The following is a 25,948-nucleotide window of genomic DNA, read 5'->3' as shown; positions in this document are numbered from 1 at the left end:
CTCAAATAACTTCGAAAATCGAATTATCGTGAACAAAATTGAACTTGAAAAAACTTTTGACAGTTTTTCTGATTATAATGTGCTAATTATTGGTGATGTAATGGTTGATGCCTATGTTTGGGGCAAAGTTGAACGTATCTCTCCAGAAGCACCTGTACCAATTGTTTCTTGTGTTAATCGTGAAAGTCGACTGGGTGGAGCTGCCAATGTTGCTCTGAATATCAAATCCATGGGAGCAAATCCTATTCTTTGCTCTGTAATCGGCAACGATGAGAAAGGACAAGAGTTCCTAAATCTTCTTACTAATATTCAAGATGAACAATATGGAATTGTTGTAAGCGATCATCGAAGAACCACAGTTAAAACTAGATTTATTAGCGATAATCAACACATTATTCGTGTAGATGAAGAAGATACTCACGAATTAGCTGACGAGATTGAAATTGAATTTATCGATCACATCAAAAGTTTAATTGACAAACACCAAATTCATGCTGTTATTTTCGAAGATTACGACAAAGGTGTAATCACCAAAAAGTTAATTGAAGAAATTACATCTCTTGCCAACGGCAAAAACATACCAATTCTGGTTGATCCTAAAAAGCGTCACTATTCAGATTATAAAAACGTAACTCTATTCAAACCTAACTTTAAAGAGTTTGTTGAGGGATCAAATCTTAAGCTTGAAAAGGGAGATATAGAGGGATTATTTGCAGAAGCTAAAAATTTCCAGAATAAAATGGGTATTAACAAGTTGTTAATAACACTTTCCGAACTTGGTGTTTTTATCAGCAATGAGAATACCTATGAACACATTCCTGCCGTTGTCCGTGAAATTGCAGATGTTTCGGGAGCTGGAGATACTGTAATTAGTGTTGCAACACTTTGTTTAGCGGCTGGTATGAATGCAAAAGAGATTGCAGCAATATCGAATTTAGCAGGAGGTATTGTATGCGAAATTCCAGTAGTTGTACCAATAGAAAAAGAACAATTGCTTAAAGAAAGTATTAAATTATTCGCACAAGTTTAAAATCATTTAAACCTTAATGTGCAATTATGAAAACAACTAACACTTAGACAGTTGACTTTACAAGGTTTTTACTATATCGCTTAAGTAATATGTTGATAATTTAATAGCTCTTGTTTGTATTTTAGACTGACTCAAAATTTTAAATATCGCTTAAAATTGTATCTTTGGAACTACATCAAAAAATTTAATTTAAATCCTTATAATAAGAATTGTTTATGGCTAAAATTATTGCTCTGGCGAACCAAAAAGGAGGGGTTGGAAAAACCACAACGGCTATCAACCTGGCTTCGAGCCTTGCCGTTTTGGAATATAAGGTACTGATTATTGATGCGGATCCACAGGCTAATTCAACATCAGGAATAGGTTATGATGTTCGTTCTATAGAGAATAGTATTTATGAATGTATAGTCGACGGAATTAATCCAAAAGAAGCAGTTCTTACAAGTGATATTGAAGGCTTTGATATTATTCCTTCTCACATTGATTTGGTGGGTGCTGAAATTGAAATGCTTAATCTATCAAATCGTGAAAAAATCCTTTCTAAAGTTATAGAAAAGGTTAGTCCTGATTATGATTTTATATTGATCGACTGTTCGCCTTCGTTGGGCTTAATTACCGTTAATGCACTTACTGCTGCTGATTCAGTAATTATTCCTGTTCAGTGTGAATATTTTGCATTGGAAGGTCTTGGTAAACTTTTAAACACAATTAAAATCATTCAATCGCGTTTAAATCCCGAATTGGAAATTGAAGGTTTCCTTTTAACCATGTACGATAGCCGTTTAAGATTGTCGAACCAGGTAGTTAGCGAAGTGAGAAAGCATTTTCAGGATATGGTATTCGAAACCATTATCCAACGAAATACTAAACTTGGAGAAGCACCAAGTTACGGAAAGCCTGCAATTCTTTACGATGCAGACTCGGCAGGTGCAATTAATTACTTAAATTTGGCTCGCGAATTGTTGCAGAACAACAACATGACTAAAATGAGTAATAAAGAAAAGATTATCAGCGAATAATATAATATTGAAAGAGTAACATGGCAAAAAAAAGCGCATTAGGAAGAGGATTAGGTGCATTAATCGAGGACGTTGATGAAGTACAGGTAAAACCAGAAAAAAGTATAAGCAACGAAATTGAAATTTCGAAAATCGAAGCCAATCCTTACCAACCTAGAACAAAGTTTGACGAGGAAGCTTTAAATGAACTTGCCCAATCTATTAAAGAATTAGGTATTGTACAGCCACTAACAGTTCGTAAAATCAATAATAACTCTTACCAGCTTATTGCTGGAGAAAGACGATTTAGAGCCGCAAAAATTGCTGGTTTGAATAGCGTTCCTGTTTATATTCGCCTTGCTGATGATGACAAAATGTTAGAATTGGCTTTGGTCGAAAATATCCAACGTGAAGATCTTGATTCTATCGAAATTGCCATTAGTTATCAAAGATTAATTGATGAAATTAAACTAACCCAGGAGAGTTTATCCGAACGTGTCGGTAAAAAACGCTCGACCATATCCAACTATTTACGATTACTTAAACTACCTGCTGAAATCCAAAAAGGAATTCGCGAGAAAAAGCTTTTAATGGGGCACGCAAGAGCTCTTGTAAATGTTGATGATCCTAAATCTCAGCTTAATATCTTTAAACTTACCGTTGAGAATGATTTCTCGGTGCGAAAAGTGGAGGAATTGGTTCGTGAATTAAACAAAGGAGATAAAGAGAAAAAAGCTCCTTCCAAAATTTCATTGCCTAAAGAATATGAGTCATTAAAGGACCATCTTTCGCAACATTTTAAAACTAAAGTTGATTTAAAGCGTACCAATAACGGTAAAGGAAAAATCATAATCCCTTTTAAATCGGATGATGATTTAGAGCGTATTTTAGCCGTTATGGACCAAATGAATTCGTAAATAGTAACATCTAAAATAATTAAAATTGAACAATTTACGCCCACTTTTAATTACAGTGGCGGTGTTGCTTGTTTTTATCTTAGCAGGAAATACTCAAACTCAGGCTCAGAAATTTACAGCAGATACCGTACAGGTGGAATCAAGTGTTAAAATACACTCTCCTCATAAGGCTACAATGTATTCGGTTATGCTACCCGGTTTAGGTCAGGCATACAATAAAAAATACTGGAAAATTCCCATCCTTTATGCAGGAATTGGGGCTACAATTTACGCCATTAACTGGAATACGAAAAACTTCAAAAAATATAAAAACGGGTTTCAAGATTTTTCTTTATATGTAGACTGGAAAAATCTTCCAGAAGCAGAAAAGGCTGTAACTGATGAACCTACGGGTAAAAGTTACGAAGAACTATATACAAAAGGTTTTGATTTTGAAAATTCACAAGCATCGTTCGACAAGTGGTTTAAAACCCAATTACAGAATAAAAAAGACTCTTTCAAACACGATAGAGATCTTAGTTATATTATTTTAGCCGGTGTTTACGTTTTAAATATCATTGATGCGGCAGTTGACGCTCATTTGATGAATTTTAATGTGAACGACGAACTTACACTTAGGGTGGAACCTGCAGTAAGCTACTCAGCCTTTACGGGCAATATGCTTGGATTTAGATGCCAGATTACTTTTTAGACGAGAGAGAGAGACAATGAGAAGAAAGATTTTTTTTATACCCTTAATTTTATTGGGAACTGCATTTGCATGCAGTACAATTAAGCCATCTACAACAATTAAAGAAGATAAAGTCGCAAGTGAAAATACACTATCTGAACTTGATACTGTAAGTACTGACATTGCAGTGAGCGAACCTGTATCAGAAACAGATACTTTGGCATTTCTAAAATTGAATAATGTTGATGTTCGATATGATCTAGATGATGATATCAACTCCAATTTTTCAAGTAATCTGGATAGCTTATTGCATCTTTGGTACATCAAAAATACAGATTCTAATTATAGTTCGGAAAGAGTAAATACCAATGTCACTTTAAGCGATTCTGTTTATATCCAGCGGTTACAACAAATCCCTTCTTTAATCGATTTATCTTACAATAAAATCGTTAAGAATTACATCAAACTGTATTCCGAAAAGAGAAGATCTCAAGTTGAATACATGATGGGATTATCAGAATATTATTTCCCGATTTTCGAAGAAATTTTAGATAAAGAAGGCTTGCCTCAAGAACTAAAATACCTTCCAATTATTGAGTCTGCTTTAAATCCTAAAGCATTATCACGTGCAGGAGCTAGTGGTTTATGGCAATTCATGTATGGAACTGGGCGAATGTACAAATTAGACATCAATTCATTTGTTGATGAAAGAAGAGATCCTGTAAAATCAAGTTATGCTGCGGTAAAATATTTAAAGGACATGTACAAAGTTTACGGCAATTGGCATTTGGTAATTGCTGCCTACAATTGCGGTCCTGGAAATGTAAACAAAGCCATTAGACGTAGTGGAGGCAAAAGAAATTATTGGGATATCTATTATAGACTACCTCGTGAAACCAGAGGATATGTTCCAGCTTTTATTGCGGCAATTTATACTTTCAATTACCACAAAGAGCACAACCTTTATCCAAAAAAATCAAATTTCCCAATTGCCTGCGATACATTAATGATTGATGAAACTTTACATTTCGATCAAGTTTCGAAAGTGATTAATATTCCTAAAGAGCAATTAAGGGATTTAAATCCCCAATATCGAGCTGATATTTTACCGGGAGGTAAAGCATATTCGCTTAAACTTCCATTAAAATTAACATCAAAATTCATTGATAATCAAGATTCTATTTTTGCATATAAGAAAGATTATTATTTCAGTCAAAAAGATAAGGTTGTTAATCCAAGCGACAGATATCAGAAATTTGCACATGTAGCACCTAAAGACAAGGCTAAAGTATATTACAAAGTAAAACCTGGTGATGCGGTAGGATTAATCGCTTCATGGTTTCACATTAGAACTTCAGACCTACGTTACTGGAACAACATCAGAAGAAACTTAATTAAAGTAGGACAAAAACTGGTAGTTTATGTTCCAAAATCAAAAGCTGATTATTATGGAAGCTTTAACAGCATGAGCTATGCTCAAAAACAAGCTACTTTGGGCAAGAGTGTAAGCACAACAACTACCGTTGCGAAAAGTACAACTGAAACAGAAGATGGTTCATACGTATACTATACCGTACGTAGAGGCGATAATTTCTGGACAATTGCTAAGAAATTCCCTGGTGTTTCGAACTACGATATTATGAAATTGAATAATATTAATGATGCTGGAAGCCTTAAAGTAGGACAAAAATTAAGAATTAAACGAAAGAGTTAAACAGACATATTTTATATAAAAAAAGCGAAGAAATATCTTCGCTTTTTTTATGTATTTTATAAACAAACACAACTAATTTATAAACAAATAGCTAATTGAATTATTTAAATCGTATTTAAATTAACAGATCCTACAATATCGGATAATATTAATAGACTGAAACTTACATCCGATTTCAAACCTAGGCCGATACATAATTGAATATTTTTTTTTGATTAGTGACTTTAATATAATTAAATTGCTTTCGATAAATAAAAACGGTAAGTTTTTATTTGTTCCCCGATTCATTGATATGCTAATTAGCTTCCGGCAAAATCTTTCCCCGATTTTCCGGAAGCCGGGAACAATAGAATTCCATTGTTATTTTATAAATCCAGGTCGCATCCTTTTGCTTCGCCTATTGCTTCTTCGTTTAAATCTTATTACTCCATATGCAATTAAAAGCACTACTGGGATTAAAAAGTTAAAGTACTTGATCATGAATACTTTTCCATCAGAAATTTCTTTCAACGGTCGCGACAACACTCCTTTTGTTCTTAAGCTCATTAAGCCTGAGTCATCTGAGAGCCAATCAATCGCATTGGCAAAAAGATTAATGTTATCTTTTTGAATCGGAATTTTATTTGCACCAAATCCATTTACAATAAAATTACCATCGCCAATTAAACAAATCTTGGCATCTTCTTCTCCGCCCATTGGTCCTGATAAAGCTGCCGCTACAACTAAATCAGGATAAAGAAAGTCTTGTGCTCTCCAATTTCTACCAATATTAAAGCTTATTGGCGCTTTCAATTTTCCTGATATTTTTGAGGTATAAGCCAATGGTTGATAATTCATTAAAGTATCACCAACATACTTTATCGGACTGGCAAATTGTAAAATCAGAGTTTCGATACCGTCTGTTATGCTATGATTTGTAAATTGGGAAATGACAGGCAAAAATGGAAAATTGATTTGCTGTGGAAATGAGAAAAATCCTTGTTGTTGGACGGTTACAGTACCACATTTTTTATCAACAATAAAAGAATCTTCAACATACAAGCCCTTATCTTCGAGCCATTTTTCCAAACCTGTGTTTACAGTAACACCAATACCATCATTCAACATTCCCCGAACACGTTCCATTGCAATCATCAACGATCCTCCTTTTTCAAGGTAATTATCAAGACTTCCCAATTGAGTTGGGGAAATCGTACCAGTTGGACCAATTAGCATCAAACATTTATATTTTTCCAAATCAGGTTCAGAAAGAAGATATACAGGTTTTACATCATATAGTATTGATAATTCATCCAATACTTGTTCGATAGCAGCAAATTCAGGTTCTCCATGTCCCATGATATAACCAATCTGGGGTTTGTCTTTAATGGTTAGCCTTTTGATTAAAGTAGACAAAGTATACTCCATAGCAATTCCAGGTTTAATTAATGGAATTGCTTCAAATTCATTGCCTACCTGAATTACCATGCCCAAAAAGACCCTTTGCACCGTCAACTGATCTTTTTCTCTTACTTCCAATGGCACCGGGTGGATTCCAGCTTCTATAGCTTCTTGCTCAAGTCCTTGGTTCTTATTCGGATTAATATATTCAAAATCGATTTTTCTATTACTATAATGACTGTACTCCGTTAATAAGTTTTTCAAATCCTTAACTGTTCTATTAACGTCTGTTGGCAAATCCTCAGAAATATACAAAGTGATAATGATCGGCTCATTTACCTCTTTTAGGATACGTTTTGTAGAACGATCCAAGGTATACCTTTTATCTTCGGTAAAATCGGCCCTAAGAAAAAACATCGATGAAAGTGAATTCAACACAATCAACAAGCCTGCTACCATTAGAATATTATATATGGCTTTTCTTCTTTTTATCATTTTAGTATCTAATACATTATACTTGAAGGTTTCTATTTGAAAGAATCATTTTAGACGAATACAAACAAAAGAATGAAATTGAAAAGAAATAGATTAGATCTTTTGTATCAACAACACCACGAGTAATTGACTCGAAATGTGTAGATAAACTCAAAAAACTAAACACACTTCCTGTAAACCCAACAAAATTCGCAGCCAAGACATCAAAAATGATATGAAAAAATATCCCGATAGACAATGCCGTTAAAGAAGCTACAATAGGATTCGAAAACAGGCAACTGGTTAACAATCCAATGCTTATATAAACCATACTCATCAAGAGTAATCCTAAATATCCTAAAATAATGGCCGAGTGATCGACAGGACCAATGCCCCACAATGTGAAATAATAGAACAATGTTGGCGTTAAAGCAATTCCTATTAATAAAAATGTTGACAAGAATTTTCCTAAGATTAATTGCCAATCACTCACAGGCTTGGTAAGCAATAACTCCAAAGTACCTGCCTTTAATTCTCCCGCAATAGATCTCATCGTTAATGCCGGAATAAAAATAAACAAGCTCCAGTAGGCAACTGTAAAAAATGTATCAAGACTTGCCTGTCCTAAAAAGAATACATCAGCACCGTAAATCCATGTAAAAAACCCACTAAAGCCAAGAAATATTGCAATTAGTACATAAGCTGTAAGCGAATCAAAAAAGGAATTTAGCTCTCGATATGCAATGTGAAATATTTGCTTCATAAATCTATTAATGAAGAGTTAACTGACGGAAAATATCTTCCAATTTCTTCTCGGTTGGTGTTAATTCCGAAATATAATAATTGTTTTGGACACATAAATCAAAAATAGCCTTCACCGAAGTTTCCTCCTTCAATGATTGCACCTCGAACAATTGTTTATCGATATCAATAAAATCCACAGAATCAATAGTATCTAAATTCAACAAATTTTCGAAAATATCATTTACGTCACCACCTTGAATGCCCAATTTCAAAATTTCATTCCCTGCAGCCTGTTTTCTTAATTCCTCGGCAGTACCATCAACAACAATTCTACCATTGTTGATAATCAAGATTCGATCGCAAGTAGCTTCCACCTCTGCAAGAATATGAGAGCTTAAGATTACTGTTTTTTCCTTACCAATTCTTTTTATTAGCTCTCTAATTTCAACAATCTGGTTTGGATCTAATCCTGTCGTTGGCTCATCAAGTATCAAAATTTCAGGATCGTGAATTAAAGCTTGGGCCAAACCAACTCTTTGCTGATATCCTTTGGAAAGTTCACTAATCAATTTGTGCTTTTCTCCCTCAAGTCCACAAATTCGGACCATATCTAAAATCCGTTCGGGAATTAAGTATTTAGGAATACCATGAATTTTCGCAATAAACTCTAAAAAATCAATAATATTCATATCCTGATAAAGAGGATTATTTTCAGGCAAATAACCAATATTCTTCTTTATTATTTCAGGATGCTCTTTTATAGAATAACCTCCTACTTTAACATCTCCCTCATCAGGATTAATATAACAGGAAATTGCTTTCATCGTGGTTGTCTTTCCTGCACCATTCGGCCCTAAAAAACCCAATACTTCTCCTGCTTTTACACGAAAAGAAACATTGTCTACAGCTTTTTGCGGGCCATATCTTTTAGTCAGATGCTCAACAACTATATCCATATTTAGAAACTTTCATTTGGAACCTAACAAATTTAAAAAAATCGACTTCTTTATGCTTGGAGAGTCAGCAATTTAACAATTATTAACAATTTGATAAAATCTATCGATTTAAAATATCCTATAAAAAAACACTATTTTTGCCAAATGATTAAAGCAGTGATTTTTGATATGGATGGGTTGTTGATCGACTCAGAACCATTTTGGCAAGAGAGTGAGAATTTGGTATTTAACTCATTGGGAATTAATACAAGCAAAAAAATGTTTGAAATTTTCATGGGAAAAAGAATTGATGAAGTCGTTGATGCCATGTGGGAAATTCAAAGCTGGAATCACAAGAGCAAACCTGAAGTTGTTGATGCCATCGTAAACAACGTAATTAATCTGGTTGAGGAAAAAGGAGAAGCATTAACCGGGGTGTACAAAATATTGGAAGACTTAAAGAAATCACCCTTAAAAATAGGTTTGGCTTCCTCATCGAAAATGAAAATTATTGAAACTGTACTAGACAAATTAAATATTCGAGAATATTTTGAAGTTATTCATTCTGCAGAGTACGAAGAATATGGGAAACCTCATCCACAAATTTTCATTTCAACCGCAAAAATGCTTGGTGTAAATCCAAATGAATGCCTGGTATTCGAAGATTCTTTAAATGGCGTTATATCGGCTTTGGCTGCGAATATGAAATGTTTTGCCATTCCCGAATCAGGAGCGTTGAATTTAAAAAAGTTTATTATTGCTAATAAAACCTTAAGTGATTTAAATGAATTTAAACTTACTGATTTAGAGAATTTATAATTGGATCTAGAATTTGGATAAAATTTTCCAACTGCAAATCTCCAGTTTCAATTTTATACTTTGCTTGCTCGTAAAAAGGTTTTCTTGAATTCAAGTGATTCTGGATATATTCCAGCAATTCTTCTTGAGTGAAGTTTTTTACAAGGGGGCGTTCTGTTTTCGAATTTGTGATTCGATCGCGCAATAATTCAGGAGTTCCCTCAATGTAAAGTGTGTCTCCCAAAGAATTCATTTCTTGCATGTTATTTTCATAACAAGGAGCTCCACCTCCTGTTGCTATAATCAGATTGTCAATCTCAGCAATAGACTGTAATGCACTTTTCTCTCTTTCTCGAAATCCTTCCTCCTTGTATTTGGCAAATATTTCCGGAATTGTCATTCCTTCAAGTTCTTCAATATGAGTATCCAAATCGATAAAACGAAGTCCGTAATGATTGGCAATCATTTTACCCCAACGCGATTTTCCACTCCCCATATATCCTACTAAAAATATTCGCATAACAATAAGAAAAAAACAGGTGTCTATGACACCTGTGTTATTACTATTTAATTTTTGTCATCTTCGGTTATAACCTCTTCAATAGCATCACGTTCCTCCTCTTCTTCCTGTATTTCATTCTCTCGTGGAAGTGGTTCAATTTCTTTAATATCGTAAATTTCGTAAATGCTTAATCGCTTTCCTCTAGCCTTGTATGATTTTACTCCAATAAACTCTTCTCCTTCTATAATTTCGCTTGGTCTATCCTCGTTTTTACCTCCAAACGAAATCTCAAACCTAGGATGTTTCTCATCCGTTAGAATCAATAATTTGTTCTCTGGATTATCACCAACAAAACCAGTTGGTTTACCATTCCCTTCCATGGTAAATCTCTTCAAATACCAATATTCCTGATCTGCATCGTAAAATACAGCAGACCATACTTTTTCAGCATCAAATTTTTCAATAATACTGATATCATCTGAATAATGATTGCTTAAATCGAAACTGGTAAAATGGAAAGAAGCTGGTCTGCTTACAACCAATATTCTGTCATCGCCAATAAATTCTCCCAAGAAATCACCTCGCTGATCGGTATTTAAACGCAACACATCTGGATCGAACCAAATTTTACGACCGCCAAGTGTTGAAACACCTTCATGTTTTAAAGTTATCTTATGCACATCGTTTCTGGAGAGAATATTTCCCATGGATGCACGTCCTTTTACAGCCAACTCGGCAAAATCAAACTCGAAGTTTAATTTTTTCAGTCTTGGTTTTGGCTTAAGAACAACTCGGATAATTTCCGCCTCTCCATTCGGATTTTCAGTAAAATAAAGAATTCTTGAACCTTCTGTCCCCTTGGTCAGATCATACTCCTTATCACGGGTAATACTTGTAACCGAGAAACGCTTCACATAGCAAATTCCACCACGTCCATCACGATAAGCTACATTGTAAATGGTTCTTTTATCATTCTTACGGAAAATAGCAATATGCAAGATATTTTTACCAATGAATGATTTTTCAGAAACTTTGGTTACGAAATAAGTACCATCTTTCCTGAATATAATTACATCATCAATATCCGAGCATTCACATACATATTCATCTTTCTTCAAGCCGGTTCCCATGAAACCATCTTCACGATTGATATACAATTTCTGGTTAGCAACAACCACCTTAGTTGCAACAATATTCTCGAAGCTTCTGATTTCTGTTTTTCTCTCTTTTCCTTTGCCATACTTCTTTTTAATGGCTTGGAAATAACGAATTGTGAAAGGAATAATATTTGCAATATGAACTTTTATTTCTTCAATCTCATCCTCGATTGATTTGATATAATCCTTGGCTTTATCAATATCAAATTTTGATATACGTTTGATTTTAATCTCTGTTAATCGCACTATATCATCCTGAGTTACCGCTCGCATCAAATGCTGGGTGTAAGGTTTTAATCCTTCATCAATGGTTTCAATGATTCCCTCCCAAGTTTCGCATTCCTCAATATCTCGATAAATTCTATTCTCAATAAAGATTCTTTCCAAAGATGCATAATGCCATGCTTCTTCCAGCTCACGCTTGCGTATTTCAAGTTCTAATTTCAGAAGTGCAACCGTATTATCCGCAGATCGTTTAAGAATTTCCGATACGCCAATAAACTTCGGCTTATCATCTTCAATAATACATGCATTAGGTGAAATCGAAGTTTCACAATCGGTAAATGCGTAAAGAGCATCAATGGTTTTATCCGAAGAAATGCCATTTCCTAAATGTATCAGGATCTCAACATTTTCAGCGGTATTATCATCAATCTTCTTAATCTTGATTTTTCCCTTATCATTGGCCTTAATAATTGACTCAATAAGACTAGATGTTGTTTTTCCATAAGGGATTTCAGATATTTTCAAAGTCTTGTTATCAACTTTTTCAATTCTCGCACGAACTTTAACGGCTCCTCCTCTTAAACCATCGTTGTAACGGCTAACCTCTACCATTCCTGCAGTCGGGAAATCAGGATAAAGCTCGAATTCCTCTTCTTTCAAATAAGCAATACAAGCATCAATTAGTTCATTAAAGTTATGCGGTAAAATTTTTGAAGCCAATCCTACAGCAATCCCCTCTACTCCTTGAGCCAACAACAATGGGAATTTTACAGGAAGCGTAATAGGTTCTTTGTTTCTACCATCGTAAGAAAGTTTCCAATTGGTAGTTTTTGGGTTGAACAAAACCTCTAAGGCAAACTTCGATAAGCGAGCCTCAATATAACGAGGAGCTGCTGAAGAGTCACCCGTAAGTATATTTCCCCAGTTTCCCTGAGTATCGATCAATAAATCTTTTTGTCCCAATTGAACCAAGGCATCACCGATAGATGCATCACCATGAGGGTGATACTGCATGGTATTACCAATAATGTTTGCCACTTTGTTGTAACGTCCATCATCCAATTGTTTCATGGCATGCAAAATCCTACGCTGAACTGGTTTTAATCCATCGTTCACGTAAGGTACAGCACGTTCTAGAATTACATATGAAGCATAATCCAAAAACCAATCCTGATACATACCTTTTAGGTAAGTAACATTTCTCATGGCTTCTGGTTGGGTACCGTTCAACTCGTTGTCCAACTCCTCCGGGTTCTCCATATCTTGTCTCTCTTCGCTACTCATAGAGATTTTTGGGTTTAATGGTTTTAGTTATTCGATTTACTGATTGTAGGTTCTGAATTCTTACAACTCGTCTTTCTCAACATACAAATTATCAATAATAAATGTCTGTCGTTCCGGTGTATTTTTTCCCATATAGAATTCCAACATTTTGGAAACAGAATCATCTTTTTTCATCACAACCGGATCCAATCTGATATCTTTTCCAATGAAGTTTTTGAATTCGTCTGGTGAAATTTCTCCCAATCCCTTAAATCGTGTAATTTCGGGCTTTACTCCCAAACGTTTAATTGCCTTCTCTCTTTCTTCATCAGAGTAGCAATAGTAAGTTTTTCTCTTATTTCTAACTCTGAACAAAGGAGTTTGTAAAATGTAAAGATGTCCTCCTCTTACCAAATCAGGAAAGAACTGTAGGAAGAAGGTGATCAACAATAACCTAATGTGCATACCATCCACATCGGCATCCGTTGCAATAATCACGTTGTTATAACGCAAGCCTTCCATTCCATCTTCAATATTTAAGGCTGCTTGTAGTAAATTAAATTCCTCGTTTTCGTAAACAATCTTTTTAGTCAACCCATAAGTATTAAGAGGCTTCCCTTTCAAGCTAAATACAGCCTGGGTATTTACATTTCTTGATTTTGTAATCGATCCACTGGCAGAATCTCCCTCGGTAATAAAAATTGAGGCTTCGGATTTTGATTCGTGCTTTGAATTAAAATGAACTCTACAGTCACGCAATTTTCTGTTGTGAAGACTTGCCTTCTTCGCCCTTTCCTTTGCGATTTTCTTGATTCCTGAAATTGCTTTTCGCTCTTTCTCGTTTTCAAGGATCTTTTTATGCAAGATGTCTGCAACCTCTGGATTTTTGTGCAAGTAATTATCCAAATTCGAAGTCACAAAATCCATGATAAAATTACGAACAGAAGGTCCATTTGGACCAATATCTTTAGAACCTAATTTGGTTTTGGTTTGTGATTCAAAAACTGGTTCTTCAACTTTTATACTAATTGCTGCAATTATTGAAGTTCTGATATCCGATGTATCGAAATCTTTCTTGTAAAAGTCGCGAACCGTTTTTACAACTGCTTCACGAAATGCTGCAAGATGAGTTCCCCCTTGGGTAGTATGCTGTCCGTTTACAAACGAATAATATTCCTCACCATATTGTCTGCCATGTGTAAGTGCGATTTCAATATCATCACCTTTCAGATGAACAATATCGTATAACCCCTCAGAGTTCATATTCTCTGTCAGAAGATCTAATAAACCATTTCTAGAAAGGAATCTTTCTCCGTTAAAGTATATCGAAAGACCTGCATTCAAATACACGTAATTCTTCAACATGGTTTGGATGTATTCCGAAATAAACCTGTAATTCGGAAACATCTCCTCATCTGGATGAAAAGTAATCTTAACTCCATTCTTTTCTTCCGATGGCTGAATTTCTTCCTCGTTTACAAGAACACCTCTCGAAAATTGAGCTTTTTTTACTTCTCCATCACGAAAAGATTCAATAATGAATTCATCAGATAAAGCATTTACGGCTTTAATACCTACACCATTCAATCCAACGGACTTTTTAAAGGCCTTTGAATCATATTTGGCCCCTGTATTCATTTTTGAAGTTACATCAATAACTTTTCCCAAAGGAATACCTCGTCCATAATCACGAACAGTAACTTTACGATCGGTAATGATAACCTCTATTGATTTACCAATACCCATTGCAAATTCGTCAATGGAGTTATCAATTACTTCTTTTAATAAAATGTAGATACCATCATCGTGGGAAGATCCATCGCCCAATTTCCCGATATACATCCCAGGACGTTTACGGATGTGTTCTTTCCAATCTAGTGTACGTATTGAGTCTTCAGAATATTTTGCAGTCATGAAAATTTCGCGTTTTTACAAATATAGCTAAAAGAACGATTCCTAAGAAAGTAGTTTATCAACAGGCTGTTAAAAGACAAGGATAATCATCTATTCAGAAAAGAACTGCTAAAACATATCCCTCTAAAAATCAATCAATATGATTAGAGCAATCAAAATGATTCCAAATTAAGAGAAAGCTTAATTTTATAAAAAACACGCACCAAAATTTAACAATAACCAATCCTCCGATGGAAATTTATCAATTATTGTTCTAAAAAAGAAGAATTAAAACAGTCCGTATTTTAACAGCTTTTTCACCACCAAACAAATGGTAATAATTTCTATAGAAGCCACTCCGATAATCAACAAGGCTGAAGAATAAGTTAGGGATTGAATATTTCGCCTACCTCTTGTTAATGGCCCTTTACGTGAGTTAGAAAACCACTTGGTTAATCGATAAACACCATATCCGAGTAGCAATCCTAAAATCATTCCCCCAATTACATCACCAGGAAAGTGAACTCCAAGATAAATACGAGTATAAACTACCAATAAAGACCAAGTAAATATGAATAATGTGTATAATTTATTTCTAAACAATAGCGATGTAAAAAGGGCAAAACCAAATGAATTTGTTGCATGAGAGGATACAAATCCATATCGACCGCCTTTGTAGCCGCTAACCAAATTTACAATTCCTTCCAAACTAGGATCATGACTTGGACGAAATCTTTCAAACACATTTTTAAATAGTTGTGTAGAAATCTGATCACACAAAAATATCAGTAAGAATGCACCTAAAATCCAATAGATGGATTCTTTTCCTTTCACTTTGTAAATCTGGAACAAAAGCAAAAGATATAATGGAATCCAAAATTCTTTGCGGGTAAAAAACATCATTACAACATCCCAAAATGGTGTATTGTGGCTATTTAGCCAAATCAAAAGCTCTTTATCCAATTGAATTAAGGTATCCATTCACTATTTATTTTATTCGTTAATTGCTTTCCAAATCATATCTTTTAGCTCCATGATTCCCTTTTGAGCGACTGAAGATATAAAAACACATGGTACATCAGGCAAATCTTGCTTAATTTCATCCATCAATTCCTCATCCAACATATCTGATTTGGTTATAGCAAGTAGTCTTTTTTTATCCAACAATTCAGGATTGAATTGCTTTAATTCATTCAAAAGAATTTTGTATTCGTTGTGAATGTCGTTACTATCGGCTGCCACCATAAACAGTAAGACCGAATTTCTTTCAATATGTCGTAAAAATCGCAAACCTAAGCCACGACCTTCATGTGCTCCTTCAATAATCCCAGGAATATCTGCCATTATAAAAGAACGATCATCGCGATATGCAACAATTCCAAGGTTAGGAACCAAGGTTGTAAAATGATATTCGGCAATTTTGGGTTTAGCTGCCGAAACTACAGAAAGAAGAGTAGATTTTCCTACACTTGGAAATCCAACCAATCCAACATCAGCAAGAACTTTCAGTTCCAAAATAACCGATCTTTCAACTCTTTCTCCTCCCGATTGCGCATATCTTGGAGTTTGGTTTGTTGAAGATCTAAAATTCCAGTTACCTAGACCTCCACGTCCTCCTTTTACTAAGACTTTCTCTTCTCCATCTTCGGTTACATCGAAAATAACCTCTCCGGTTTCAGCATCACGTGCAACAGTTCCCAATGGCACTTCAATTACTTTGTCTTCACCATCGAAACCTGTACTTCTACTTTGACTCCCCGATCCACCATCGCCAGCAAATACGTGACGACTAAACTTTAGGTGAATCAAAGTCCATAATTGTGCGTTTGCACGAATAATGATATGACCTCCACGACCACCATCACCACCATCAGGACCTCCTTTCATCGTTAATTTATCACGATGAAGGTGTGTTGAACCATTTCCTCCAGCTCCCGATCTACAAAAAATCTTTACGTAATCAACAAAATTAGATCCTGACATAGCTTTTATTTTCTATTGCACTTCAACAAATTCAGGTGTAAGAGATAGTTTTTCCTCAATTAGTTTAGAAATTCTGTCCAAAACCTCATCCATTGATCCCATAGCATCAACAGAATAGTAAACACCTGTTTTTTTGTATTCTTCTGCGATTGGCGCAGTAACATCATCATAAATTCGCAAACGCTTTTCAATTACTTCACGTCCGCTATCATCTGGTCGACCTGAAGTTTCGCCTCTTTTCAACAAACGTTGAATCAACTCCTCTTCTTCTACTTTTAGCTCGACCACAATATCAACAATACCATTTCGTTTGGCAAGCATTTCTGCAAAAACAGGAACCTGACCTACATGGCGTGGCATCCCATCATAAACAAATCCTTTCGATTCGCAATTTGAATCAATAAATTTCTCTACTATTCGATATGCCAACTTATCAGGAAAGAAGTTACCCCCATCAATTAGTCGCTTCGCTTCTAACCCTTCCGGTGTAGCTTTCTTTATTTCCTCTCTGCACACATCTCCAGTTGAAAGATGGATCAAGCCAAATCTATCTTGTATTAATTTAGATTGCGTACCCTTCCCTGAACCTGGAGGTCCAAACAAAACAATATTTAACATTATTTAATCAATTACAGTATAGATATCTGGTAGATTTCTTCCAATTCCATCATAATCCAAACCTCTACCAACAATAAAATCATTAGGAATTTCCATTCCAACATAGTGTAATTTCACATCTCTGATTAGAGCCTTTGGCTTGAACAACATTGTTGCTACCAACACTTCTTTTGCTTCATAATCTTTGATTTGCTCCAAAGTATTCGAAATTGTGATTCCAGTATCTACAATATCTTCTAACAATACAACTGTACGATCTTTCAAGTCTTCAGTAAAGCCCATTAATTTTTTTACTTTACCTGTAGTGTTTGTTCCCTCGTAAGATGACAAACGCATGAAAGTAATTTGTGCATTTTCAACAGTTATTTGTTTCATCAAATCTGATGCAAACATGAACGAACCATTTAAAATACAAATGAACAAAGGATCTTTTCCTGCTAATTCTTTATTCATTTTGTCAGCCATTTGGGCAATTACCTTATCAATTTCCTCTGCTGGAATTGATACACGAAATTCTCGATCAAGAAGTTTTACAGTTTTCATTAGTCTTTAATATTTGTCTTAGTTGTCCGACTTCCCCTGTCAGAATTTTTCTGAGTTATCGGGCGGTTAAGGCAATGCCCTAAGCTATCGTTAATGTAATTTTATCCTTATTCCTTTTAGGGAATAAAAAATGTTTCAACTCCATATGGAACATACATATTTTTTTTTCATTTTTACGCTAAAATTAGCGACGGATGCAGGTTCACATTCTGGAATTAAAACAATTCCTCATTTTGCTGCAAAAGTACAATTTTTTGTCATTTTATTTATTAAATCCACGAAAAAACCAAATGAAAGCGAAAGTTAGTATTATAATGGGCAGCACATCAGACCTGCCAGTTATGGAAAAAGCGGCAAAGGTTCTTAACGACTTCAAAATTCCTTTTGAAATCAATGCATTATCTGCACACAGAACTCCTGAACAAGTTGAAAAATTTGCAAAAAATGCAAAAGAAAATGGTATTCAGGCTATCATTGCAGGAGCAGGAATGGCAGCTCACCTTCCTGGTGTAATTGCAGCTATGACTTCAATTCCTGTAATCGGCGTACCGATTAACGCATCTCTTGATGGAATGGATGCACTTTTAAGCATCGCGCAAATGCCTCCAGGAATTCCAGTAGCAACAGTTGGAATCAACGGTGCAATGAATGCTGGTATTCTTGCAGCACAAATTCTTGCTGTAGGAGACGAAGACCTTCAAGAAGCTATAATTGAATTTAAAGAAGGATTGAAAGAAAAAATCGTTAAAGCAAACGAAGAATTATCGACTGTAAAATACGATTACAAAACTAACTAGGAAAGCATAATCCTATTTATAGAAATAAATCTGCATTTCGTTATGATATGCAGATTTTTTATTTTAATTTAACAATGATTTTCAATCTCAATCTACCAAAATAGAAGTAATAAAAATCAGAGCGCATCATAAAGCTAGGCTTCTACAAATTTAAGCTTAGCTTAATGATATTTGTATGTAAATATCCTATAAAACAGTTTTTAATATACTATGCGCACATTTTTATTATTCATTCTTTTATTCATCTCAATAAAAGTCTTCGGTTCAAACGAAAACAGGCCTGCAGGAGCACGATATTTTGCAATGGGAAATGCATCTGTTGCTCTCTATGATGAATGGTCAGGTTTCCACAACCAAGCTGGTCTTGCTTTGTTAAAGAAAAAATCTTTTGGTGCTTATTACGAAAATAGATTCACAAACAAAGAATTAAGCACAAAATCATTCCATATTAATGTCCCAAGTAAATTTGGATGCTTTTCTGGAAACTACACTCAATTCGGTTTTGAACTTTACAAAGAGTCTAAAATCGGACTTTCCTATTCAAGAGCTTTAGGAAAACACTTTTGGGCTGGTTTACAATTCAATCAGATAAGAAAGAAACTAAATACCGAATACGGATCACAATCAAAGTATACATTCGAATTTGGATTGTTAGCAGAAATTGCTTCCAATTTCTATATGGGTTTCCATCTTACCAATCCTACACAGGAGAACTTCAAAACCTGGGATTACGATGATAAAATCCCAACAGTAGGCCGATTTGGAATTTCATGGAAATTATCGAACGGAGCCATCATCAGTTCTGAAATATTAAAAAATTTAGATGATGACTTACAAGTAAAAGCAGGAATAGAATACCCTGTAAACGAAAAACTATTCATTCGGGCAGGAGCATACAATCACCCAAATTCAATAAGTCTCGGTATTGGATTTAATTTCTCTAACTTAAAAACAAACATCGCATTCTCACGACACCCTGTTCTTGGCTATACTCCTTCTGCCGATATCAGTTTTCAGTTTTAAAACCGAATCATGAAACGAATTCACAGCATACTATTATCGATACTATTCTTTTCTGGTTTAGGTATTTCTAATGCACAAAACACGGCAGGAGAACAAGATCTAATAGAACGAATCATTGAAAACATCGCAGAACAAGAGGAAGAAAGTCCAGATTACACCAATTTATTAGAGGAAATCACCAAATTGATTCAAAATCCATTAAACATCAACACGGCAAGTGTTCATGATTTGGAGAAGCTATACTTTTTAAACCAAAACCAGATAGAGCAATTAATTAAGTACCGCGAAAGAAATGGTGAGATACTTAGTATTTACGAAATACAATTAATTACAGGTTTCTCTGCTGAGTTGGTTAAAAATATAGCTCCTTTAATTTCCACAAAGGCAAATCCAAAACCAATCATCATTAAAAAAACACAACACCAACTCTTAATCAGAAGCGAACACAATTTTCAAAAAGAGGCTGGATATAACACAACCAGTGAGAATTCTAAATACCTTGGAGATCCATGGAAATATTACAGCAGATACCAAATGCAATCTCCTAATTCGGGAATAGACTTCGGGTTTACAGCAGAAAACGATAAAGGCGAACCATTCTTTAAGGATCAAAACTCTAATGGATTTGATTTTTATTCGGCTCATATTCAAAAAAAATCAAATGGACTTTTAAAACAGATCAACCTGGGCGATTATCAAATCAAATTTGGCCAAGGTTTAAGTTTGTGGTCAGGCATGGGCGGTAAAAAATCTTCCTTCACAACTCAAAATGCAAAAAAATCCCAAGGTGTCAGATCCTACAAATCAACTGATGAAAATCGATTTTTTAGGGGAGCTTCCATCATCATATCCCCTTTAAAAGGAATTGATATTGCTACATTTGTTTCTTATAAAAAGATAGATGCAAGTTCAGATGCTGACACCATTTCATCTTATGCATCTAGCATTATAAATACAGGTTTGCACCGAAACAGGAATGAGTTAGACAAAAAAGATGCTTTAAAAGAAAAATTGTTTGGTGGTTATTTTACATGGAATTTAAAGAATACACAATTTGGTGCTGCATTTATTCAATACTCCTATTCCCCAGAAATAAAAATCACCGAAAAAGCATATTCTCAATACAATTTTACGGGTAAGAACAATTACAACCTAAGCATAAACTATCAAACTCAAATCAATAATATTCATTTATTTGGCGAAGCTTCTCGATCAAAATCAGGTGGCATTGGAATACTGCAAGGAGCAAACATTCAAATTCACCCTCAATTCAATCTTGAGACTATTTATCGCAAATACGATAAGGATTTTCACGCTCACTACTCAAATTCCCTTTCGGAACAAAGTAGAAGCCAAAACGAAGAAGGAATTTACATCGGAATTAATTTTCATCCATTTCCTAAATGGAGCATAAAAGCTTACTACGATCAGTTTGAATTTCACTGGCTAAGATATTCGAGCAATTCGCCAACCAATGGCCACGAATATTTTTCACAAATTGAATATACAAACAGCGATAAATTATCGGTTTATTTCAGGTATAAACAAGAAAACAAGGCTGATAACGTTAATGCTGATTTTATAAATACCCCTGTTGAATTTGAGAAAACTCAATATCGCCTGCACCTATCGGCAAAGCCTGCAGCAAACTGGGAAATTAGAAACAGAATAGAGTTTACAAAACACAAACAAGGCGAACAGAACGAAAATGGTTTTCTCATTTATCAGGATTTGATTTATAGGTTTTCCCAATTTCCATTAAACATTAGTTTGCGATATGCATTATTCGATACCGATTCTTACGACACAAGAATTTATGCTTATGAAAATGACATCCTATATTCTTATTCAGTTCCAGCTTATTACAATAAAGGAAGTCGATTTTACTTCAATCTTAATTATAAAGTCAATAATAAAATTACCTTTTATGCCAGATATGCTCAAACAAAGTATTCCGATACGGAAAGTATTGGATCAGGTACCTCATTGATTCATGGCGAAACAAAATCTGATGTAAAACTTCAATTGAAATTTCGATTTTAGATTTTTTACAATGATTTTCTTATTGTACTTTCGAACTCTTAAAATTAAATGGCATAACACATCAAATCGTACCATGAAAAAGATCATCAACCCATATCGTTCTACTGAAAACGGAAAATGCTTTGGCTGTTCGCCTGACAATGAACAAGGCTTACAAATGGATTTTTTTGAAGATGGCGAGTATGTTGTTTCCCAATGGGAACCAAAAACTCACCTTTCTGGTTTTAAAAATGTTTTACATGGTGGAATTCAAACTACGATTCTAGACGAAATTGCTTGTTGGGTAGTATTTGTTAAATGTGAAACAGCAGGAGTAACTACAGCTCTAAATGCCAAATTTAAAAACTCAGCCTTTACAGATAAGGGAAATCTAACCATTCGTGGAAAACTAATTTCGAAAGACAGAAGATTTGCAACCATCCATGCTGAAATTCTTGATCCGGACGGAAAAGTGTGTTCTGAAGCTGAAGTTCAATACATGATTTTCCCTCAGGAAATGGCAATTAAGAAATTTGAATATCCAGGAATTGAGGCTTTTTACGAATAAAGTTTACACAATCTCACTTTCCAAATTGTATTTCGCCCATCGCTTTTCCGCCATCTATATAATATAGAATGAATTTATTTGGTGGATGGAATAATAAGAAATACCAAATTCAGTTCAAAAACAGCATTAAATCAGATTGTCTTTTATAGATAATCATGATGAAACTAGTAAGACCATATATATCTTAAAGTGATTTAAGCGTTGTGCAATAGATATTTAATGAACACAACAAACAGAGTAATATTATCGATTACTACAAATAGGAATGGATCTAAATGTTTCTTCATTACAATTTTAATTCATTTAAAATTAAAACTACATTTTTTTCATACACTTCAATCTCTTTAAATACAAGACTTCTGCAAGAATATCGATCTCGGAATTGAATTGAAACAATTTTGAAATTTAAAAAATTTACTATTTTTGCCGCTCATTTAAAAAATATCATCTGGGAAACTGGTAGTTCCCAATCAGGAGGTAACCTTCAGGATTGGGCCAAAAAACGAAAGGATGAAAAAGACCAATGCAGCTCGTAATATAGATCGAGTAAACATAGAATGTGCAATTAGCAAGTACGATACAGATCCTATCGAATTAGGAACTGAGCATGTACCTGAGAAGACTGATATGCATATTTGTCACGTCAACAAAACCCTTGTACCTTCTGAAAATAAAAAGGGAGCTGTTGTTGACTGCCTGCCTGATTCATCCGATTTCAAATCCAATTCCAATATACAACTTAGAGGAAACCAAAAGAGTAGTATGGTTACCTTGAAAAATATTCAAGAGTCTACCCTTTACATCTATAGTGGATATTCCTCCCATGACCTATTAAAAGATTCCCTTGTTTTTCTCGACTCTTCTACATTACAATTGGAGCATCTTCCGATTGGTGCAGAGTTAGGAGGCAAACAAGTTATAATAGATCCTATCGACCTTCACTCGATTACAAAAGCAACTCTTTGTCTAACCTCAAATCCTAAACTAAAGCTAGCATGTTAGATTTTAAGGCAATTATTTGGGATTACAATGGTACTTTACTCGACGATTTGTCGATTGGAGTGCTTAGCATTAACAAGATGCTGAACAAAAGAGGATTGCCTTTACTAACAACCGAGCACTATCGTGAGGTATTTACTTTTCCAGTGAAAAGTTATTACGAAGCGGTAGGGTTTGATTTTGAAACCGAAGATTGGGATAAAGCTGCAAATGAATTCATCAATCATTATACATCTTTATTGCCTCATTCAGGGATTTTTCCAGAAGCTGTTGATTTGCTAACTCATTTTAACAAAGAGGGCAAAAAGCAATTCATTTTATCAGCAATGGAACAAAACATGCTTAATGAGTCAACTCGAAACGAGAATATCATTAAGTATTTCGATGAGATATCAGGAATTGATAACATATATGCAAGTTCGAAAATTGACAATGGCTTACAATTGATGAAAAAACATGAATTAAAAGCCAGTGAAGTTTGCCTGTTTGGCGACACTACACACGATTATGAAGTTGCCAAGGAATTAAAATGCAATTGCATTTTAATTGCCTCAGGTCATCAATCCTATCAAAAATTAAAGGAGACTGGTTGCCCTATAGTTGTCAACCACTTAAAAGAGATCACAAAGAATTAAACAACCATTTATAAATTTTTTACTTAATTAAATTCTATTAAACAATCATTTAATTTATCATGAAAAAATTACTTGCTATTTTCGCTGTTTTGGTTTCTTTTGCTGCTAATGCACAAAACCTTCAATTACACCGCGATTTCGACCGTGGACACTTCACAACTACTTTTGAAATGTTCAAAATGGACAAGTGGGGTAACACTTTTACATTTATCGATTTTGATTACGATGCAGAAAACGGTATCAACCAAGGATATTTCGAAATTGCTCGTGTATTGAAAACAGAGAAAATGCCAGTTGGTTTACACATTGAGTACAATGGTGGTGTTGGTAGCGCTGAAACTCCAGACATGAACTTTGGCTACACCATTAACAATGCTTGGATTTTTGGTGTAAACTACGCAAAAGGTGGTGCTAAATCAGGATTCTCAACTTACGCAGGTTACAAAGCAATTAAAGATGCTGGCGAAGCAAACTTCCAAATTACAGGTACTTGGTATGTTAACTTCTTCGATGGCAAAATGACTTTCTCAGGTTTTGCTGATCTTTGGACTGAAAATGGTTTATCAGATGATACAGTATTCTTAACTGAGCCTCAAATCTGGTACAATGCAACTAAAAACCTTTCTTTTGGTAGCGAGATTGAAATCTCTAACAACTTTGCAGGTGACGATTTCGAAGTTCGTCCAACTCTTGCTGTGAAGTGGAATTTCTAATCAACAATTAAAAACTAGTAATCATGTTAGATAAGTTTTTTAACATTACCAAACAAGGGTCAACCCTCCGCACAGAGATTGTTGCTGGTATCACTACCTTCATGACCATGGCATACATCCTTGCGGTTAACCCAGATATTTTAAGTGCAACCGGTATGGATAAAGGAGCTGTTTTTACAGCAACTGCCATTTCGGCTATCATCGCAACTTTAGTGATGGCTTTGGTTGCTAAATTACCTTTCGCCTTGGCTCCTGGTATGGGGTTAAATGCATTCTTCGCATTTACCGTAGTATTAGGAATGGGATACAGCTGGCAATTTGCTTTAACTGCAGTGTTCCTTGAAGGTATCATCTTCCTTTTATTAACAGCTTTCAACATTCGCGAGCTAATTGTTAACTCCATTCCGTTGAACTTGAAACACGCCGTTTCGGTTGGTATCGGTCTATTTATTGCATTTATTGGATTAAAAGGAGCTGGCGTTATTGTTGATAATCCTGCTACATTGGTGTGTTTAGGCGATATGAAAAGCCCAAGCGTAATTGTAGGATTAGTTGGTATTTTGGTAACAGGTGTTCTTTTTGCAAGAAACGTAAAAGGATCTCTTTTAATTGGTATCCTTTTCTCAACCATATTGGCATTAATCTTAGGAGTAACTCACATGCCGGAAAACTACAAGTTTGTAAGTATTCCTCCATCAATATCTCCTATCTTTTTCCAATTCGATTTCTCTCAAATCTTCACCATTGATATGGCCATCGTATTGTTCACTTTCTTATTTGTAGATATGTTCGATACAGTAGGAACCTTGGTTGGTGTAGCTTCGAAAGCAGATATGTTGGATGAAGAAGGTCGTGTACCTCGTGTAAAACAAGCTTTATTTGCCGATGCTGTTGGTACATTCTTCGGATCTATCTTGGGTACTTCAACCGTTACAACTTATGTTGAGAGTGCTGCTGGTGTATCGGAAGGTGGTAAAACAGGTATGACAGCTCTTACAACGGCAGGTATGTTTGCTTTGGCATTGTTATTTGCTCCTGTATTTGTAATGATTCCTTCTGCTGCTACAGCTCCTGCTTTGGTAATTGTTGGTTTATTCATGATGTCGCCAATTTTGAAGGTTGATATGAACGACTTTACAGAAGCAATTCCAGCATTCCTTTGCATCATCATGATGCCATTGACCTTCAGTATTGCTGATGGTATTGTATTTGGGATGTTGTCGTTCGTCACATTAAAATTGCTTACGGGTCGTTACAAAGAAATTAGCCCGGTAATGATTGTTATAGCGGTGTTGTTTATTATTAAATTCTATTTTGCCTAATTGATAGCACAAAAATCAAAATAGA

Annotated in this window: 24 protein-coding genes; 14 read left to right on the top strand and 10 right to left on the bottom strand. The window is 34.8% G+C overall.

The genetic code is table 11. The features are described 5' to 3' along the window. Positions 1–28 precede the first annotated feature (28 nt). The 5 genes from ACKPCA_RS17610 to ACKPCA_RS17590 all read left to right on the top strand — a co-directional run bounded on the left by ACKPCA_RS17610 (position 29) and on the right by ACKPCA_RS17590 (position 5,329). On the top strand, positions 29–1,030 hold the full coding sequence (locus ACKPCA_RS17610; RefSeq protein ID WP_321280233.1) for a bifunctional heptose 7-phosphate kinase/heptose 1-phosphate adenyltransferase: 1,002 nt from the start codon (positions 29–31) through the stop codon (positions 1,028–1,030). 215 nt (positions 1,031–1,245) lie between these two features. Then, a complete protein-coding gene (locus ACKPCA_RS17605; RefSeq protein ID WP_054716975.1) occupies positions 1,246–2,049 on the top strand; it encodes a ParA family protein in 804 nt (267 codons plus the stop codon). 20 nt (positions 2,050–2,069) lie between these two features. Continuing rightward, on the top strand, positions 2,070–2,945 hold the full coding sequence (locus ACKPCA_RS17600; protein WP_321280232.1) for a ParB/RepB/Spo0J family partition protein: 876 nt from the start codon (positions 2,070–2,072) through the stop codon (positions 2,943–2,945). 25 nt (positions 2,946–2,970) lie between these two features. Further along, entirely contained in the window at positions 2,971–3,636 is a 666-nt protein-coding gene (locus ACKPCA_RS17595; protein WP_321280231.1) for a DUF5683 domain-containing protein, read from the top strand. Positions 3,637–3,652: 16 nt separating this feature from the next. Further along, positions 3,653–5,329 (top strand): lytic transglycosylase domain-containing protein, encoded by a 1,677-nt coding sequence (locus tag ACKPCA_RS17590; protein ID WP_321280230.1) that lies wholly within the window; start codon positions 3,653–3,655, stop codon positions 5,327–5,329. Between the two features lie 360 nt (positions 5,330–5,689). Here ACKPCA_RS17590 and ACKPCA_RS17585 read toward each other — a convergent pair whose 3' ends face one another. From ACKPCA_RS17585 to ACKPCA_RS17575, 3 genes are read right to left on the bottom strand one after another with little or no spacing between them, the layout of a single operon-like run. Continuing rightward, on the bottom strand, positions 5,690–7,204 hold the full coding sequence (locus ACKPCA_RS17585) for a GldG family protein (RefSeq protein ID WP_321280229.1): 1,515 nt from the start codon (positions 7,202–7,204) through the stop codon (positions 5,690–5,692). 16 nt (positions 7,205–7,220) lie between these two features. Further along, the gene (locus ACKPCA_RS17580; RefSeq protein ID WP_321280228.1) at positions 7,221–7,946 is read right to left on the bottom strand and encodes an ABC transporter permease subunit; all 726 of its coding nucleotides are present in this window, start codon (positions 7,944–7,946) and stop codon (positions 7,221–7,223) included. A gap of 7 nt (positions 7,947–7,953) precedes the next feature. Then, positions 7,954–8,883 carry an ATP-binding cassette domain-containing protein gene (locus tag ACKPCA_RS17575; protein ID WP_054716953.1) on the bottom strand — a complete coding sequence of 310 codons (930 nt, stop codon included), beginning with the start codon at positions 8,881–8,883 and terminating at the stop codon, positions 7,954–7,956. A 144-nt stretch (positions 8,884–9,027) separates the two neighbouring features. On the opposite strand from ACKPCA_RS17575, the gene hxpB reads away from it, so the two are divergent. Continuing rightward, the gene (gene hxpB, locus ACKPCA_RS17570; RefSeq protein WP_321280227.1) at positions 9,028–9,681 is read left to right on the top strand and encodes a hexitol phosphatase HxpB; all 654 of its coding nucleotides are present in this window, start codon (positions 9,028–9,030) and stop codon (positions 9,679–9,681) included. Here hxpB and ACKPCA_RS17565 read toward each other — a convergent pair. From ACKPCA_RS17565 to hpt, 7 genes are all read right to left on the bottom strand, one after another. Next, positions 9,659–10,180 carry a shikimate kinase gene (locus ACKPCA_RS17565; RefSeq protein WP_083464552.1) on the bottom strand — a complete coding sequence of 174 codons (522 nt, stop codon included), beginning with the start codon at positions 10,178–10,180 and terminating at the stop codon, positions 9,659–9,661. The genes hxpB and ACKPCA_RS17565 overlap by 23 nt on opposite strands. Before the next feature lie 47 nt (positions 10,181–10,227). Next, positions 10,228–12,828, bottom strand: coding sequence for a DNA gyrase/topoisomerase IV subunit A (locus ACKPCA_RS17560; RefSeq protein WP_321280226.1), 2,601 nt, complete (start codon positions 12,826–12,828; stop codon positions 10,228–10,230). A 60-nt stretch (positions 12,829–12,888) separates the two neighbouring features. After that, the gene (locus ACKPCA_RS17555; RefSeq protein WP_321280225.1) at positions 12,889–14,721 is read right to left on the bottom strand and encodes a DNA topoisomerase IV subunit B; all 1,833 of its coding nucleotides are present in this window, start codon (positions 14,719–14,721) and stop codon (positions 12,889–12,891) included. Between the two features lie 267 nt (positions 14,722–14,988). After that, the gene (locus tag ACKPCA_RS17550; RefSeq protein ID WP_321280224.1) at positions 14,989–15,681 is read right to left on the bottom strand and encodes a phosphatase PAP2 family protein; all 693 of its coding nucleotides are present in this window, start codon (positions 15,679–15,681) and stop codon (positions 14,989–14,991) included. Positions 15,682–15,693: 12 nt separating this feature from the next. Continuing rightward, positions 15,694–16,683, bottom strand: coding sequence for a GTPase ObgE (gene obgE / locus ACKPCA_RS17545; RefSeq protein ID WP_054716935.1), 990 nt, complete (start codon positions 16,681–16,683; stop codon positions 15,694–15,696). Positions 16,684–16,695: 12 nt separating this feature from the next. Beyond that, positions 16,696–17,301 carry an adenylate kinase gene (locus ACKPCA_RS17540; RefSeq protein WP_054716932.1) on the bottom strand — a complete coding sequence of 202 codons (606 nt, stop codon included), beginning with the start codon at positions 17,299–17,301 and terminating at the stop codon, positions 16,696–16,698. Positions 17,302–17,304: 3 nt separating this feature from the next. Beyond that, positions 17,305–17,844, bottom strand: a complete 540-nt coding sequence (gene hpt, locus ACKPCA_RS17535) for a hypoxanthine phosphoribosyltransferase (RefSeq protein ID WP_054716929.1) — start codon at positions 17,842–17,844, stop codon at positions 17,305–17,307. A gap of 290 nt (positions 17,845–18,134) precedes the next feature. Between hpt and purE the strand changes: the two genes are divergently transcribed. The 8 genes from purE (at position 18,135) to ACKPCA_RS17495 (ending at position 25,923) form a co-directional block, all read left to right on the top strand. Beyond that, positions 18,135–18,641, top strand: a complete 507-nt coding sequence (purE, locus tag ACKPCA_RS17530; protein WP_054717084.1) for a 5-(carboxyamino)imidazole ribonucleotide mutase — start codon at positions 18,135–18,137, stop codon at positions 18,639–18,641. A gap of 210 nt (positions 18,642–18,851) precedes the next feature. Then, positions 18,852–19,664: a PorV/PorQ family protein gene (locus tag ACKPCA_RS17525; protein WP_321280223.1), complete on the top strand. Its 813-nt coding sequence runs from the start codon at positions 18,852–18,854 to the stop codon at positions 19,662–19,664. A gap of 9 nt (positions 19,665–19,673) precedes the next feature. Beyond that, positions 19,674–21,707, top strand: a complete 2,034-nt coding sequence (locus tag ACKPCA_RS17520; protein ID WP_321280222.1) for a helix-hairpin-helix domain-containing protein — start codon at positions 19,674–19,676, stop codon at positions 21,705–21,707. Positions 21,708–21,780: 73 nt separating this feature from the next. Continuing rightward, on the top strand, positions 21,781–22,254 hold the full coding sequence (locus tag ACKPCA_RS17515; RefSeq protein WP_321280221.1) for a PaaI family thioesterase: 474 nt from the start codon (positions 21,781–21,783) through the stop codon (positions 22,252–22,254). A gap of 510 nt (positions 22,255–22,764) precedes the next feature. Further along, positions 22,765–23,256 (top strand): YbaK/EbsC family protein, encoded by a 492-nt coding sequence (locus tag ACKPCA_RS17510; RefSeq protein ID WP_321280220.1) that lies wholly within the window; start codon positions 22,765–22,767, stop codon positions 23,254–23,256. Then, entirely contained in the window at positions 23,250–23,888 is a 639-nt protein-coding gene (locus ACKPCA_RS17505; RefSeq protein ID WP_054716915.1) for an HAD family hydrolase, read from the top strand. Before ACKPCA_RS17510 ends, ACKPCA_RS17505 begins: the two co-directional genes overlap by 7 nt. A 59-nt stretch (positions 23,889–23,947) precedes the next feature. Continuing rightward, the gene (locus ACKPCA_RS17500) at positions 23,948–24,601 is read left to right on the top strand and encodes a DUF5020 family protein (RefSeq protein ID WP_054716913.1); all 654 of its coding nucleotides are present in this window, start codon (positions 23,948–23,950) and stop codon (positions 24,599–24,601) included. A gap of 23 nt (positions 24,602–24,624) precedes the next feature. Beyond that, entirely contained in the window at positions 24,625–25,923 is a 1,299-nt protein-coding gene (locus tag ACKPCA_RS17495) for an NCS2 family permease (protein ID WP_054716908.1), read from the top strand. Positions 25,924–25,948: the final 25 nt, after the last annotated feature.

It is taken from the genome of Marinifilum fragile (assembly GCF_963677365.1).
GTDB lineage: Bacteria > Bacteroidota > Bacteroidia > Bacteroidales > Marinifilaceae > Marinifilum > Marinifilum fragile.
This window is presented reverse-complemented; position numbering and strand designations above follow the sequence as displayed.

What these genes read in the sequence shown, in the direction of transcription:
- ACKPCA_RS17605 (WP_054716975.1), top strand. Translation starts at nt 1,246, where the DNA reads ATGGCTAAAATTATTGCTCTGGCGAACCAAAAAGGAGGGGTTGGAAAA.
- ACKPCA_RS17600 (WP_321280232.1), top strand. Translation starts at nt 2,070, where the DNA reads ATGGCAAAAAAAAGCGCATTAGGAAGAGGATTAGGTGCATTAATCGAG.
- ACKPCA_RS17590 (WP_321280230.1), top strand. Translation starts at nt 3,653, where the DNA reads ATGAGAAGAAAGATTTTTTTTATACCCTTAATTTTATTGGGAACTGCA.
- ACKPCA_RS17585 (WP_321280229.1), bottom strand. Translation starts at nt 7,204, where the DNA reads ATGATAAAAAGAAGAAAAGCCATATATAATATTCTAATGGTAGCAGGC.
- ACKPCA_RS17580 (WP_321280228.1), bottom strand. Translation starts at nt 7,946, where the DNA reads ATGAAGCAAATATTTCACATTGCATATCGAGAGCTAAATTCCTTTTTT.
- ACKPCA_RS17575 (WP_054716953.1), bottom strand. Translation starts at nt 8,883, where the DNA reads ATGGATATAGTTGTTGAGCATCTGACTAAAAGATATGGCCCGCAAAAA.
- hxpB (WP_321280227.1), top strand. Translation starts at nt 9,028, where the DNA reads ATGATTAAAGCAGTGATTTTTGATATGGATGGGTTGTTGATCGACTCA.
- ACKPCA_RS17565 (WP_083464552.1), bottom strand. Translation starts at nt 10,180, where the DNA reads ATGCGAATATTTTTAGTAGGATATATGGGGAGTGGAAAATCGCGTTGG.
- ACKPCA_RS17560 (WP_321280226.1), bottom strand. Translation starts at nt 12,828, where the DNA reads ATGAGTAGCGAAGAGAGACAAGATATGGAGAACCCGGAGGAGTTGGAC.
- ACKPCA_RS17555 (WP_321280225.1), bottom strand. Translation starts at nt 14,721, where the DNA reads ATGACTGCAAAATATTCTGAAGACTCAATACGTACACTAGATTGGAAA.
- ACKPCA_RS17550 (WP_321280224.1), bottom strand. Translation starts at nt 15,681, where the DNA reads ATGGATACCTTAATTCAATTGGATAAAGAGCTTTTGATTTGGCTAAAT.
- obgE (WP_054716935.1), bottom strand. Translation starts at nt 16,683, where the DNA reads ATGTCAGGATCTAATTTTGTTGATTACGTAAAGATTTTTTGTAGATCG.
- ACKPCA_RS17540 (WP_054716932.1), bottom strand. Translation starts at nt 17,301, where the DNA reads ATGTTAAATATTGTTTTGTTTGGACCTCCAGGTTCAGGGAAGGGTACG.
- hpt (WP_054716929.1), bottom strand. Translation starts at nt 17,844, where the DNA reads ATGAAAACTGTAAAACTTCTTGATCGAGAATTTCGTGTATCAATTCCA.
- purE (WP_054717084.1), top strand. Translation starts at nt 18,135, where the DNA reads ATGAAAGCGAAAGTTAGTATTATAATGGGCAGCACATCAGACCTGCCA.
- ACKPCA_RS17525 (WP_321280223.1), top strand. Translation starts at nt 18,852, where the DNA reads ATGCGCACATTTTTATTATTCATTCTTTTATTCATCTCAATAAAAGTC.
- ACKPCA_RS17520 (WP_321280222.1), top strand. Translation starts at nt 19,674, where the DNA reads ATGAAACGAATTCACAGCATACTATTATCGATACTATTCTTTTCTGGT.
- ACKPCA_RS17515 (WP_321280221.1), top strand. Translation starts at nt 21,781, where the DNA reads ATGAAAAAGATCATCAACCCATATCGTTCTACTGAAAACGGAAAATGC.
- ACKPCA_RS17510 (WP_321280220.1), top strand. Translation starts at nt 22,765, where the DNA reads ATGAAAAAGACCAATGCAGCTCGTAATATAGATCGAGTAAACATAGAA.
- ACKPCA_RS17505 (WP_054716915.1), top strand. Translation starts at nt 23,250, where the DNA reads ATGTTAGATTTTAAGGCAATTATTTGGGATTACAATGGTACTTTACTC.
- ACKPCA_RS17500 (WP_054716913.1), top strand. Translation starts at nt 23,948, where the DNA reads ATGAAAAAATTACTTGCTATTTTCGCTGTTTTGGTTTCTTTTGCTGCT.
- ACKPCA_RS17495 (WP_054716908.1), top strand. Translation starts at nt 24,625, where the DNA reads ATGTTAGATAAGTTTTTTAACATTACCAAACAAGGGTCAACCCTCCGC.